The 13,365-nt window shown below is 47.7% G+C and carries 11 protein-coding genes; 3 read left to right on the top strand and 8 right to left on the bottom strand.

Annotated elements, in window-relative coordinates:
* The first annotated feature begins 135 nt into the window (after positions 1-135).
* The 3 genes from secA to trmL all read left to right on the top strand — a co-directional run bounded on the left by secA (position 136) and on the right by trmL (position 5,989).
* Positions 136-2,886: a preprotein translocase subunit SecA gene (secA, locus tag A1359_RS17860; protein WP_066986429.1), complete on the top strand. Its 2,751-nt coding sequence runs from the start codon at positions 136-138 to the stop codon at positions 2,884-2,886.
* 124 nt (positions 2,887-3,010) lie between these two features.
* The gene (locus A1359_RS17855) at positions 3,011-5,515 is read left to right on the top strand and encodes a glycogen/starch/alpha-glucan phosphorylase (protein ID WP_066986426.1); all 2,505 of its coding nucleotides are present in this window, start codon (positions 3,011-3,013) and stop codon (positions 5,513-5,515) included.
* Between the two features lie 3 nt (positions 5,516-5,518).
* On the top strand, positions 5,519-5,989 hold the full coding sequence (gene trmL, locus A1359_RS17850; protein ID WP_066986423.1) for a tRNA (uridine(34)/cytosine(34)/5-carboxymethylaminomethyluridine(34)-2'-O)-methyltransferase TrmL: 471 nt from the start codon (positions 5,519-5,521) through the stop codon (positions 5,987-5,989).
* Positions 5,990-6,014: 25 nt separating this feature from the next.
* Here the strand turns inward: trmL and truD are convergent, their stop codons facing one another.
* The 8 genes from truD to A1359_RS17810 form a co-directional block, all read right to left on the bottom strand.
* A complete protein-coding gene (gene truD, locus A1359_RS17845) occupies positions 6,015-7,046 on the bottom strand; it encodes a tRNA pseudouridine(13) synthase TruD (RefSeq protein WP_066986420.1) in 1,032 nt (343 codons plus the stop codon).
* A gap of 30 nt (positions 7,047-7,076) precedes the next feature.
* Positions 7,077-7,550, bottom strand: coding sequence for a 2-C-methyl-D-erythritol 2,4-cyclodiphosphate synthase (gene ispF, locus A1359_RS17840; RefSeq protein ID WP_066986417.1), 474 nt, complete (start codon positions 7,548-7,550; stop codon positions 7,077-7,079).
* On the bottom strand, positions 7,547-8,242 hold the full coding sequence (gene ispD, locus A1359_RS17835) for a 2-C-methyl-D-erythritol 4-phosphate cytidylyltransferase (RefSeq protein WP_066986414.1): 696 nt from the start codon (positions 8,240-8,242) through the stop codon (positions 7,547-7,549). The genes ispF and ispD overlap by 4 nt, the downstream gene beginning before the upstream one ends.
* A 3-nt stretch (positions 8,243-8,245) precedes the next feature.
* Positions 8,246-8,479, bottom strand: coding sequence for an FtsB family cell division protein (locus A1359_RS17830; RefSeq protein ID WP_332310096.1), 234 nt, complete (start codon positions 8,477-8,479; stop codon positions 8,246-8,248).
* Between the two features lie 205 nt (positions 8,480-8,684).
* Entirely contained in the window at positions 8,685-9,968 is a 1,284-nt protein-coding gene (eno, locus tag A1359_RS17825; RefSeq protein WP_066986409.1) for a phosphopyruvate hydratase, read from the bottom strand.
* Positions 9,969-10,077: 109 nt separating this feature from the next.
* Positions 10,078-10,911 carry a 3-deoxy-8-phosphooctulonate synthase gene (gene kdsA, locus A1359_RS17820; RefSeq protein WP_066986406.1) on the bottom strand — a complete coding sequence of 278 codons (834 nt, stop codon included), beginning with the start codon at positions 10,909-10,911 and terminating at the stop codon, positions 10,078-10,080.
* Complete coding sequence (locus A1359_RS17815) at positions 10,908-12,560, bottom strand: CTP synthase (protein WP_066986403.1); 1,653 nt, start codon at positions 12,558-12,560, stop codon at positions 10,908-10,910. Before A1359_RS17815 ends, kdsA begins: the two co-directional genes overlap by 4 nt.
* A gap of 84 nt (positions 12,561-12,644) precedes the next feature.
* Positions 12,645-13,337 (bottom strand): TIGR04283 family arsenosugar biosynthesis glycosyltransferase, encoded by a 693-nt coding sequence (locus A1359_RS17810; protein ID WP_066986400.1) that lies wholly within the window; start codon positions 13,335-13,337, stop codon positions 12,645-12,647.
* Between the last annotated feature and the right edge of the window lie 28 nt (positions 13,338-13,365).

Here is a 13,365-nt window from a genome sequence, read left to right as displayed (position 1 = left end):
AAGCTTGATTGTATTAGTTTGTTTTTAAGGGGGGGAAGAGCTATTTCACTGATTGCATAGGTTGTTTTCTGGCGATGAAGGCGTTATAGGGTTTATAATTGCCCGCTTTGAATTCACTCACACACTGGAAGTATCATGCTGGGTAAGCTGGTTAAATTGGTAGTTGGTAGCCGTAACGATAGGCTGATCAAGAGAAAAAGCAAGCTGGTCAAAAAAGTCAATGCCTTGGCCGCAGAATATGAAAAGCTGTCGGATGCGGCCTTAAAAGCCAAAACTCAGGAGTTTCGTGATCGCTTAGCTGAGGGTGAAAAACTCGACAATCTGATCCCTGAAGCCTTCGCACTCGTGCGTGAAGGTTCCACACGTGTTTACGGTTTACGCCATTTTGATGTGCAATTGATTGGCGGTATGGTGCTTCATAGCGGCAAAATCGCTGAAATGAAAACCGGTGAAGGTAAAACCCTGATGGCGACGCTAGCGGCATATTTAAATGCTTTGCCTGGTCGCGGCGTGCATGTGGTCACCGTCAATGACTATCTGGCTCGCCGCGATGCGGAAAATATGGGCCAGCTCTACGGGTTTTTAGGTTTGACTACCGGCGTTATTGTTAGTGATCTGGGGCATGATGAGCGGAAAGAAGCTTATGCTGCTGATATTACCTATGGTACCAATAACGAATTTGGTTTTGATTATCTGCGCGACAATATGGCGTTTAGCCTGGAGCAGAAAGTACAACGCGATTTGTTTTTCGGCATTATCGATGAGGTGGACTCCATCTTGATTGACGAAGCCAGAACGCCGTTGATTATTTCCGGTCAGGCTGATGGCAGTACCGAAGTTTATCTAAGAACCAATCAAGTCATTCCACATCTGATTCGCCAGGAAAAAGCTGATGATCCGGAAAATCAGGATCAAATGCCGGGCGATTATTTCGTTGACGAAAAATCCCGCCAAGTGCATTTAACCGAGTCCGGTTACGAGAAAGTCGAACAATTATTGGTTGAGCATGACTTGATCGAAGAAGGTTCTACTCTTTACGATCCAGCCAATATTCGCCTGATGCATTATTTAAATGCTTCTTTGCGTGGACATGTGTTGTTCCAGAAAGATGTTGATTACGTGGTCAGAAACGACCAAATCATCATTGTCGATGAATTTACTGGTCGGATGATGACCGGGCGGCGCTGGTCCGAAGGTTTGCATCAGGCGATTGAAGCCAAAGAAGGGGTGACCATTCAAAATGAGAACCAGACTCTGGCCTCTATCACCTTTCAGAACTATTTCCGTTTGTACCAAAAATTGTCCGGTATGACGGGTACTGCCGATACTGAAGCCTTCGAGTTGAACAAAATCTATGGATTGGAAGTGGTGGTGATACCTACACACCGGCCGATGATTCGTAAAGATATGGGTGACCTGGTTTATCTAACCACAGAGGAAAAAAACAAAGCCGTCGTCGAAGATATTAAAGATTGCTACAAACGTGGTCAGCCGGTGTTGGTGGGAACCACCTCCATTGAAAAATCAGAATTAATTGCCGCATTATTGGCCCAGCAAAATATTCCGCACGAAGTCTTGAATGCCAAACAACACGAGCGAGAAGCACATATCGTGGAAAATGCCGGTATGCCGGGCGCAGTGACTATTGCCACCAATATGGCGGGTCGCGGTACCGATATCGTGTTGGGTGGCAATTTATCGGCTGAATTGGCTGCACTGGGTGAAGATGTTAGTGATGCAGACAAAGAACGAGCTCGTGGTGCCTGGTTGGATAGACATCAAAAAGTACTGGAGAGTGGCGGTCTGCATGTTATTGGTTCCGAGCGACATGAGTCGCGCCGGATCGATAATCAGCTGAGAGGTCGTTCCGGTCGTCAAGGTGATCCGGGTTCATCACGTTTTTATTTGTCGTTACAAGATGATTTGATGCGGATATTTGCTTCCGAGCGTGTGGCTGGCTTGATGCAAAAGCTGGGCATGGAAGAAGGTGAGGCTATTGAGCATCCCTGGGTAACACGTTCTATCGAAAGCGCGCAGCGTAAGGTCGAAGGCCGTAACTTTGATATTCGTAAAGAAATCCTGGCCTACGACGATGTTGCCAACGATCAACGTAAAGTGGTTTATTCGCAGCGTAACGAATTGATGGCGGCTGAAGAAATTAACGACATCATTTCGGCGATTCGTGTCGATGTCATCAACGATGCTATTACTCGGTTCATTCCACCCAAAACGATGGAAGAACAATGGGATATCCAGGGGCTTGAGTTCTATCTACAGGAGGAATTAAATCTGCAGATACCGATCGCCGAGATACTGGATCAGGATCGCACGTTGAATGAACCTAAATTGCGACAATTGATTATCGAAAAAGCCGAACAGGAGGCTGATGGCAAAGCGGTTTCTATTGGCGTCGATGTCATCAGGCATTTCGAAAAATCTGTCATGCTACAAGTACTGGATAATGGTTGGAAAGAGCATTTAGCCGCAATGGATCAACTGCGTCAGGGTATACACTTACGTGGTTATGGTCAAAAAGATCCCAAGCAGGAATACAAGCGCGAAGCTTTTGAGATGTTCAATAATCTTTTGACTCACATCAAACAGGAAGTGGTAACGATACTGGCTAAGGTGCAGGTTACCCGCGAAGAAGATGTGCAAGCCATAGACGAGCAACGTCAGGCGCCGATAGAGATGCATTACGAACATGCTGAAGCGCATTCCGCGTTTGAGGCGGAACAACAAGAAGCCGAGTCAGAGCTCCCTGCTGGAGATCCACTCAATAAAGAGCAGCCTTTTACCAGAGAAGGCCATAAGGTTGGTCGTAATGATGCTTGTCCTTGCGGATCAGGAAAAAAATATAAACAGTGTCACGGCAAATTGAGCTGATAACTTTGGCAAAATTTGCAGCGGGCGGCAGGTTAGTTGAGCGGTTATAGACTCACTAACCTATCGTTTGTATAGATAGTTGGTTACCAAAATTCCAATATCCACAGCCTAGAAAGGTAAAACGATGCCACATAAAGTCTTCCGAAAAAGTAATCCCAAATCCGACATTACCAAACTGCCCAAGTTGGGGATGGAAAAAAAAAGCATTACTGCCGATTTTAAACACTATTACAGTAATCGTTTAGGTCGGGATGAGAACTGCCGATCACCCCATTACGCCTATGAAGCTTTGTCACTGGTCATCAGTGATCGATTAGTCGAGCGCTGGAAAAAAACCTATAACGTCTATCGCGATGAAGACTGTAAAAAAGCCTACTATCTATCGATGGAATTTTTGATGGGCCGCTCGTTAAGCAATGCCATGCTTAACCTGGGTTTGGATGATGCTGTCAACAAAGCCCTGTACGATATGGGGCTGGAAGCCGAAGAACTGATGGAAAGCGAACCTGATGCAGGTTTGGGTAATGGTGGTTTGGGTAGGCTGGCGGCTTGTTTCATTGACAGTTGCGCCACTTTGCAGTTGCCGGTAACCGGCTATGGTTTGCGCTATGAATATGGCATGTTCGCCCAGGAAATCATTAATGGCGAACAGGTAGAAAAGCCCGATCACTGGCTACGCAACGGAAATGTCTGGGAGATTGAGCGTCCGGAATACATGACCCGGGTTAAATTTGGTGGCCGCACACAATCACATGTTGATGAATATGGCAACAAGCGCACTAGCTGGATAGAGACCCGTGATGTGTTAGCCATGCCTTACGATACACCGGTGCCTGGTTTTAAAAACGGCACGGTTAATACCTTGCGATTATGGAAGGCGACTGCCACAGAAGAATTCAATCTGCAAGAGTTCAATGCCGGCGATTATGCGGAATCCGTTGCGCAAAAGAACACCGCTGAAAATATCACCATGGTGTTATATCCAAACGATGCCAACGAAAATGGCAAAGCTTTGCGTCTACAGCAGCAATATTTATTGGCCTCGGCCAGTTTACAAGACGTTATTGCCAACTGGGTTGGTCGTCACGGCAGGAATTTTTCCAAATTTGCCGAGAAAAACTGTTTCCAGTTAAACGACACGCATCCAAGTATTGCCGTTGCTGAATTGATGCGTTTATTGATGGATATTCATGGTTTGACATGGAATGAAGCCTGGAATATTGCTCGTAGTACCATGGCGTACACCAACCATACCCTGTTGCCGGAAGCACTGGAAAGATGGTCGGTAAACTTGATGCAGAATTTGTTGCCGCGCTTGATGGAAATCATTTTCGAAATTAACGCGCATTTCATGGCAGAAGTCTCAGCGCACTGGCCGGGAGATAGTGATCGTCTAGGGAGAATGTCAATCATCGAGGAAGGCCATGAAAAACAAGTCCGCATGGCTTATTTGGCCATCGTCGGCAGTTATTCGGTCAATGGCGTTGCTGAGTTGCATTCAAAATTATTGCAAGAAGGCCTGTTCAAGGATTTTTATGAGCTGTGGCCGCAAAAATTCAATAATAAAACCAACGGTGTTACGCCAAGACGTTGGTTGGCAGGCTGTAATCCTGAATTGGCAGAACTGATTACCAAGACTATCGGTGACGACTGGATCACGGATTTATCACAATTAGCCAAACTCAAGCCTTATGCGGAAGATGCGGCATTTAGAAAAATATGGCGTGATCTGAATCAGGACAGCAAGCAACGTTTGGTGGATTTTAAAAAAGCAGAACTGGAAATCGATATCAATGTAAATGCATTGTTTGATGTACAGGTTAAGCGGATTCATGAGTACAAAAGGCAAATGCTGAATGTTTTACATGTCATCCATCTTTATGACCGCATCAAACGCGGGGATACCAAAAACTGGGTGGATCGCTGTGTGTTGATCGGTGGCAAAGCGGCACCAGGTTATGTGATGGCGAAGAAAATCATTAAATTGATTAATAATGTCGCTAGCGTCATTAATAACGATCCTGAAGTCGGCGAAAAGCTCAAGCTGGTTTTTCTGCCTAATTACCGAGTTTCGGCGATGGAAAAAATCTGCCCAGGTGCGGATTTGTCCGAGCAAATTTCGACTGCGGGCAAAGAAGCCTCAGGTACCGGTAACATGAAGTTTATGATGAACGGTTCCTTAACCATCGGTACTTTGGATGGTGCCAATATAGAGATTCGTGAGGAAGTCGGTGAAGAAAACTTTTTCTTGTTTGGCTTAACTGAACAAGAAGTGGAAGCCCTGCGGCCTCACTACAACCCGCAAACTTATATCGACCAGGATGCTGATTTGCAAGGTGTATTGCATTTGTTGGAATGTGGTCATTTTAGCCAGTTTGAACAGGGTATTTTTGATGATGTCATTGGGGCCATGAAAAGTCAGCATGACCCCTGGATGACGATTGCCGATTTTCGTAGTTATGTGGATGCACAAAAACGGGTGGATGAGGCCTGGAGAGACCAGGAAAACTGGACCAGAATGAGCATACTCAACACGGCTGCCAGCGGCAAGTTCTCCACCGATCGGACTATTTCAGATTACAATCGCGAGATATGGAAACTGACTCCTGTTGACGTGGCTAGTAAATAATCCATGCTGGATATTGTCTTATTCGAACCCGAGATTCCAGCGAATACAGGCAATATAATAAGACTGTGCGCCAATACTGGTGCACAGTTACATTTGATTCAGCCGCTGGGCTTTGAGTTGGACGATAAACGTTTACGCCGCGCGGGTTTGGATTACCACGAATGGGTTAGTCTGAAACAATATGCGACGCTGGATGATTATATCCAGCACGCGAATCCTAATCGATTATTCGCTTTAACCACCAAAGGAAGGGTTAGTTACAGCAAAGTCCAGTTTCAATCCGGTGATGCCTTGTTGTTTGGCCCGGAATCGCGCGGCTTGCCGGCCGACTTTCTTAAGCAACATCCAGAGGCAATGAAATTATATTTACCTATGCGTCAGGAAAGCCGCAGCCTTAATCTATCGAATACAGTCTCTATCGTGCTTTACGAGGCCTGGAAACAATTGGGTTTTAACGGCGCTTATAATCATTAGACTAAGGTTTCCCTAGTCCAGATAGTCATTGCGTTATAGCAGTGTTGACTATTTCGCGTAATAAACTGGTGGCGTAGCTGCCGGCAGGTAAGCCGAAGTTCAGGCGTAATTTATCAGCTTCTAATTGCCAAAAAAGATTTTCCGGGATCACGCGAAGGGTGCGGCGATCTTGTTCCAGTCCCTCTTTCAAAAGACCATCAGCCAACAATGGGTGTTCAGCGATAATGGCCAGTTCCAGCTTGAGAACCTCTGCGCTGACGCCACTGTCGCCTTTCCCCCACAACATGCCAGTAGGATGAATATCTCCCTGACTCAAGCGGTCTTGTAAGGTTTGATCTAACACTTCAGTCTGAAAATGACTGTTAGTGTGATTTAAGTTGAATACATCGCCGGGCAAACCGCTATTCCAGGTTTTAGATGCTACCCGTTCGGCCAGTACCAAATTAAACAAATATGAACGTGCAGCCGATAGATAAATCGAGCGCTGTTCGCGTCTGACTTTTTCACCGGCAAATATCGCTAAGGCTTTTTCTATATTACGGCCTTGATGACCAAAGCGTTGTTCGCCGAAGTAATTGGGGAAGCCGTGGTGTTTGATTTGCTGAAGTTGTTGTTCGGTGATGTTAAAGTCGGCTTGCCAGTTCCGAATCAGCAAACTGAATCGGTTACCGGCCAAAACGCCGCGTTTGAGTTTACGCGCGTGGCGTATGCTTTGCAGGATTTTGAGGTGATCAGATTCCAATGCCGACCAGTTGGGGTCTTCCTGGCCTGGCAACCAAATGCTAAACCACTGTCGGGTGCGACCATGGCGGTCTTTCAGTCCGGCGTATCCTATGTCTCGCTGTCTGACGCCGGCATGACGGGCCATTAAACGTGCGACATATTCGGTGTTTTCGCCGATTTTTTCGATATACAAAAACACATGTTCGCCATTGCCTTCTGGGTCGAAGGACAATTGCTCTTCAACAATGAAATCGTCAGGCTCAACTTTGATGTTGCCAACAGCTGAAGGTCCGCCGTAGGCATAAGGCCATTCCGGTATTTGATAATCCGTCATATGAGGTTTATTGTTGTGAGAGTCGGGGAACTATTTCTCAATCAGCACAGCTGCTTGCACGGCAATGCCTTCCTTGCGACCTTCGAAGCCCAGCTTTTCAGTGGTGGTCGCTTTGACGTTGATGAAGTCAATGTCGACCTGCAAATCGGCGGCGATATTGGCGCGCATATCGGTAATATGTGGCAGCATTTTCGGCGCTTGAGCAATGATGGTAACGTCAGCATTCACCAGCTTATAGCCTTTTTCCTGCACAATTTTATACACATGACGCAGGAGAACACGGCTGTCAGCACCTTTGAATTCCGGATCAGTATCCGGGAAGTGTTTGCCTATGTCACCCAGTGCTGCAGCGCCTAGAATTGCGTCGGCCAGGGCGTGTAACACCACGTCACCATCGGAATGGGCTTCCAGGCCTTTTTCGTAAGGAATTTTTACGCCGCCCAGAATGATGTGATCACCTTCATTAAAACGGTGTACATCATAGCCTTGTCCAATACGTATCATGTTTGTTGCTCCATATAAAATTGCGCTAGCGCCAGATCTTCCGGGCGAGTGATTTTGATGTTATCCGGTCGGCCTTCGACAATTTTGGGCTGAAAGCCTAGCAATTCCAGCGCACTGGCTTCGTCGGTGATGGCCGGGTTGCCTTCGGTTTGTTGCAAGGCGTCGCGCAGCATGCCGTATTTGAACATCTGTGGCGTTAGCGCCCGCCAGATGTGTTTGCGATCAACAGTTGTAGTGATGCAGTTGCCATCGACATGTTTCAATGTGTCGTGCGATGACAATGCCAAAATCCCGCCCACCGTGTCATTTTTTAAGCTGTCGATTTGCAGATGAATGTCTTCGGTAGTTAAACAGGGGCGGGCGGCATCGTGTACCAACACCCAGTCGTTTTCGTCTGCTTTGCCTTCTAGGGCTTTCAGCGCAGACAGCACCGAATCCGCGCGTTCCTTGCCGCCAGGGGCGGTTATCACGTTGGGATGTTGGGAAATGTCCAGTTCCGGCCAGTAGGGGTCTTCAATCGAAATCGCTACAGCGACGGCCTGAAAGGCACCGGATTGCAATAATCGCGCTAAAGTATGCTCGATGACGGTTTTGCCTGCCAGCGGCAGATATTGTTTGGGGCGATCGGCTTGCATGCGTTTGCCGACGCCAGCTGCGGGCACTACGGCCCAACATTTTTTTGTATGGTTCATGCGCTACTCAAGCACTTGAAAGAAAGTTTCGTGTTCCTTGACCATGCCCAGTTCGTAACGGGCACGTTCTTCAATAGTTTCCAGGCCGCTACGTAAGTCCAGTACTTCAGCATAAAGCGCATCATTGCGGTCTTTCTTTTCTTGTAGTTCTTTGTTTAATTCATCGATATGCTGCCGGTGTGCGCTAATTTGCGACACGCTGGCATCACCAATCCACAACCGATATTGGAAGTGCAAAATCAGTGCAATGATGAGGATGGTGATGTATTTAATGACGGCTTCTCAAAATATGTAGGTTGGGTTACGACTGCATGTATGCAGGAGGTAGGGCAACGCATGGAGCAGTTGCCGAGCTCGGTAGTCGTAACCCAACACGTTAGCCAAATGTTGGGTTACGCTTCGCTTTTATGCCCGAAGGGTAAACCCAGCCTACATTGTTAGATCAAGACAGCATTTTAAACGCGCTACGACCGGCGTATTTGGCATTATCGCCCAACTCGTCTTCAATTTTCATCAGACGGTTGTATTTAGCCACGCGGTCGGAACGGCTCAAAGAACCGGTTTTGATTTGGCCGGTGCCGGTAGCAACAACCAAGTCGGCAATAGTGGTGTCTTCGGTTTCGCCGGAACGATGAGAAACTACCGCGCTGTAACCCGCAGCAGCAGCCATATCGATAGCTGCCAAAGTTTCGGTCAAGGTGCCGATTTGGTTAACTTTGATCAGGATGGAGTTGGCGATACCTTTGTCTATGCCTTCTTTCAAAATCGCCGGGTTGGTAACGAACAAATCGTCGCCGACCAATTGGATTTTGTCGCCTAATTTTTCGGTTTGCAGTTTCCAGCCGTCCCAGTCGTTTTCGTCCAGGCCGTCTTCAATAGAGATGATAGGGTATTTGTCCACCCAAGCCGCCAGGAAGTCGATCATTTCAGCTGAGTTGAAGCTGCGACCTTCGGCAGACAGTACATATTTGCCGTCTTTGAAATACTCGGAAGCCGCCGCATCCATACCCAAGAAAATATCGACGCCCGCTTTGTAACCGGCTTTTTCGATGGCTTCCAGGATGACTTCGATCGCTTCTTCATTGGAAGACAGGTTAGGCGCGAATCCGCCTTCGTCGCCCACAGTAGTCGCCAGGCCGCGAGCTTTCAATACTTTAGCCAGGTTGTGGAATACTTCTGCGCCGTAACGGATAGCTTCGCGGAAAGTCGGGGCGCCTACAGGCAAAATCATGAATTCTTGCAAGTCAACGCTGTTGTCCGCGTGTGAACCACCATTGATGATGTTCATCATCGGTACCGGCATGATGAATTCACCGGATTTGTTGAGGAATTTGTACAATGGTACACCGGCTTCTTGAGCAGCAGCGCGGGCAGCAGCCATGGATACACCCAGGATAGCATTGGCGCCGATGCGGCTTTTGCTAGGCGTGCCATCCAGGTCTATCATTTTTTGGTCCAGAGCAGCTTGGTTGTTGGCATCCATACCAAGTACGGCTTCACGAATTTCGGTGTTGACGAAGTTAACCGCGTTCAATACACCTTTGCCCAAATAGCGGGATTTGTCGCCGTCACGCAATTCAATCGCTTCGCGTTCGCCAGTAGAGGCGCCGGATGGCACCATGGCGCTGCCGACGATGCCGGAATCCAAATAGACTTCCGCTTCAACAGTTGGGTTTCCGCGCGAATCCAAAACTTCTCTTGCTTTTACATCAACAATTCTGCTCATGGTGTTCAAATACTCCGTAGGATTAAAAATGAGGGACGTTAAAATTAAACTGAATTTATAGCGAATACTTCGATAACTGGGTTATTTTGGACATGTCAATCAGATGACTTTACAAAGTGGTTTCGATAAACGGTGCGGATTTTACCGCTTTATCGATGCTGATCAGCATTTCAAGTAATTCTTTTATGCGGTGCAAGGGCCAGGAATTGGGGCCGTCGCTGAGTGCTTCTTCAGGTTTGGGGTGGGTTTCCATAAATAGGCCTGCGATGCCGACGGCCATGGCCGCGCGAGCCAATACCGGCACATGTTCACGTTGGCCGCCGGAGCAATTGCCTTGCCCGCCCGGTAATTGCACGGAGTGGGTGGCATCGAATACCACCGGACAGCCGGTTTCACGCATCACAGCCAAAGAGCGCATATCGGAAACTAGATTATTATAACCAAACGATACACCGCGCTCGCAAACCATGATCTGTTGGTTGCCGGTGGCTTTGGCTTTGCTGACCACATTATCCATATCCCAGGGCGCCATGAACTGACCCTTTTTGATGTTGACTGGTATGCCATGGGAGGCCACGCTTTGAATAAAGTTGGTTTGGCGGCACAAAAACGCTGGGGTTTGCATCACATCAACCACGGCAGCCACTTCGGCCAACGGTGTATCTTCATGTACATCGGTCAGCACCGGCACGCCGATTTGTTGTTTAACCTTTTCCAGAATTTGCAAGCCGGTTTCCAAGCCTAAGCCACGAAAACTGTTCATCGACGAACGGTTGGCTTTGTCGAAACTGGATTTGAATATAAACGGAATTCCCAATGCGCTGGTAATTTCTTTTAAGGTGCCGGCCGTATCCAGCGACATTTGTTCGCTTTCAATCACGCAGGGGCCAGCGATCAGGAAAAACGGCTGATTCAGGCCCGCTTCAAAATTGCATAATTTCATGATGTACCTTGTTGCTTGTGCCCTTCAGGGTATTTGTGTTTGGATGCTGCTTCGACAAAACCGGAAAACAGCGCGTGGCCTATGCGGGGCGTCGAGGTGAACTCAGGATGAAATTGGCAGGCCAAAAACCAGGGGTGTTCCGGTAGTTCGATGATTTCCACTAGACGGCCATCCAATGATTTGCCTGAAAAGCGCATGCCGGCTTCTTGCAGCTGTTTCAGGTATTGGTTGTTAAATTCGTAACGATGGCGATGGCGTTCAGTGATCACATCTTTTTGATACAAATCAAAGGCCAAAGAGTCCGATTTTAATCGGCATTTTTGCGCGCCTAGCCGCATGGTGCCGCCCATGTCGGATTCTGCATCGCGTATGTTCAGCTCACCTGCTTCGTCCATCCATTCTGTAATCAGGCCAATCACAGGGTGAGGGCTTTTGGGTAAAAATTCGGTGCTATGCGCGCCTTCCAAACCTACCACGTTACGGGCAAATTCAATGACGGCCGATTGCATGCCTAAACAAATGCCCAGATAAGGAATTTTATTTTCGCGAGCATAACGCACAGTGGAAATTTTGCCTTCTACGCCACGTTCACCAAAACCGCCCGGTACCAGAATCGCATCAACATTTTTCAGTTGCGCGGTGCCTTCGGCTTCGATGGTTTCAGAGTCGATGTAGGTAATCTGGACTTTATGCCGAGTATGGATGCCGGCATGAATCAAGGCTTCGTTCAGTGATTTATACGCATCGGTGTGATCGACATATTTGCCGACGATGGCGATATTGACTTCATCCGTCGGATGCGTCAAACCATCGACCACTTTTTCCCAGGAGGTTAAGTCCGCGGGTGGGACATCCAGACGCAATTGCGCCACCACGATGTCGTCCAGACCTTGTTCGCGCAGTAATAAAGGAATGCGATAAATAGTGTCGGCATCGATGGCTGAAATCACAGCTTTTTCGTTGACGTTGGTAAACAAGGCGATTTTTTTACGTTCGCTGGCCGGAATTGGTTGCTCTGAACGGCAGATCAGAATATCCGGCTGAATACCGATGGTGCGCAATTCTTTAACTGAATGCTGAGTCGGTTTGGTTTTTAATTCGCCAGCCGATTTAATGTAGGGCACTAAGGTTAAATGGATAAACAAAGCTCTGTCATGGCCTAGTTCAACACCCATTTGACGAATTGACTCTAAAAATGGCAGTGACTCAATGTCACCCACGGTGCCGCCGACTTCGATTAAAGCCACGTCCTTGCCTTCGGCGCTGGCATAAACCCGGCGTTTGATTTCGTCGGTGATGTGTGGAATGACCTGTACAGTCGCTCCCAGATAATCGCCTTTGCGTTCGTTACGCAGTACTTGTTCGTATACCTGGCCGGTGGTGAAGTTGTTTTTCTTGGCCATGGTGGTTTTTAAAAACCGCTCATAATGGCCCAAATCCAGGTCGGTTTCGGCACCGTCTTCGGTAACAAAAACCTCGCCATGTTGAAACGGACTCATGGTGCCGGGATCAACGTTGATGTAAGGATCGAGTTTGGTTATGGTGACTTTGAGGCCGCGATCTTCAAGAATGGCCGCAAGCGAGGATGCTGCGATGCCTTTTCCTAAAGATGACACCACACCGCCGGTGATAAATATGAATTTTGTCATGAATCTTATGCGCCCTGTTTAGCGAATAGCAAAGGGGGTCGGAAAAGAAGTCAATTTTAGCAGTTTTAACCGTCTATTGCCTTTTTAATTCTGTGGTGGATTTATGTAATAACGCTTAGCCAGATCATTCGGATCAGCACCCAGAAAATAGGCTAGCCGCAAACGCCACATCAAAAGCATGGTTTTAAAAATGCCATATTGTTGCCAGCGCCTGGCCGAGGTAACAACTTTAGCCCTTAAACAACAGGGTTTGCCAAGTTTTTTTAGCCTGCTGCTGATAGCAATATCTTCCATCAATGCAATTTTCGGAAAGCCACTCACTGCCTCAAAGGCTTGCTGGGTCACGAATAAACACTGGTCACCAGTGGCAATGCCGGTCAGGCGTGAGCGTTGATTCATCATGCAGGCAATTAATCTGAAGATAGGTTTGGGGCAGTCGAACCTGACATCGAAACGCCCCCACAGGTAGCCGGCTGCGACGGCCTGGCTGATTAAACTAACGGCATCTTCGGGTAATTGGGTGTCGGCATGCAGAAACAGCAATACATCGGCATCGGCTTGCCGCGCACCGATATTCATCTGTCTGGCTCGACCAGCTGAGCTGAGGATGACTTTATCCACCAAAGGTTCTGCAATAGCCGGACTGTTATCGTGACTGCCGCCATCGACCAGCAGTATTCGGCAGTGATTTCGTAGCTCCTGCAAGGTCTTTAGTCTGCTGGCGAGATGTTCGGCTTCGTTAAGTACCGGTACTATAAGACTGATTTGCAAAGTCATGTGTTTTGATTAAGGAATATGCATGGAA

Origin of the sequence: Methylomonas lenta (assembly GCF_001644015.1) — a bacterium.
Classification (GTDB): Bacteria; Pseudomonadota; Gammaproteobacteria; order Methylococcales; family Methylomonadaceae; genus Methylomonas; species Methylomonas lenta.
Note: the sequence above shows the minus strand (reverse complement) of the source record. Positions and strands in the feature narration are given on the sequence as shown.

What these genes read in the sequence shown, in the direction of transcription:
- A1359_RS17855 (WP_066986426.1), top strand. Translation starts at nt 3,011, where the DNA reads ATGCCACATAAAGTCTTCCGAAAAAGTAATCCCAAATCCGACATTACC.
- secA (WP_066986429.1), top strand. Translation starts at nt 136, where the DNA reads ATGCTGGGTAAGCTGGTTAAATTGGTAGTTGGTAGCCGTAACGATAGG.
- ispD (WP_066986414.1), bottom strand. Translation starts at nt 8,242, where the DNA reads ATGAACCATACAAAAAAATGTTGGGCCGTAGTGCCCGCAGCTGGCGTC.
- eno (WP_066986409.1), bottom strand. Translation starts at nt 9,968, where the DNA reads ATGAGCAGAATTGTTGATGTAAAAGCAAGAGAAGTTTTGGATTCGCGC.
- A1359_RS17810 (WP_066986400.1), bottom strand. Translation starts at nt 13,337, where the DNA reads ATGACTTTGCAAATCAGTCTTATAGTACCGGTACTTAACGAAGCCGAA.
- ispF (WP_066986417.1), bottom strand. Translation starts at nt 7,550, where the DNA reads ATGATACGTATTGGACAAGGCTATGATGTACACCGTTTTAATGAAGGT.
- kdsA (WP_066986406.1), bottom strand. Translation starts at nt 10,911, where the DNA reads ATGAAATTATGCAATTTTGAAGCGGGCCTGAATCAGCCGTTTTTCCTG.
- A1359_RS17815 (WP_066986403.1), bottom strand. Translation starts at nt 12,560, where the DNA reads ATGACAAAATTCATATTTATCACCGGCGGTGTGGTGTCATCTTTAGGA.
- trmL (WP_066986423.1), top strand. Translation starts at nt 5,519, where the DNA reads ATGCTGGATATTGTCTTATTCGAACCCGAGATTCCAGCGAATACAGGC.
- truD (WP_066986420.1), bottom strand. Translation starts at nt 7,046, where the DNA reads ATGACGGATTATCAAATACCGGAATGGCCTTATGCCTACGGCGGACCT.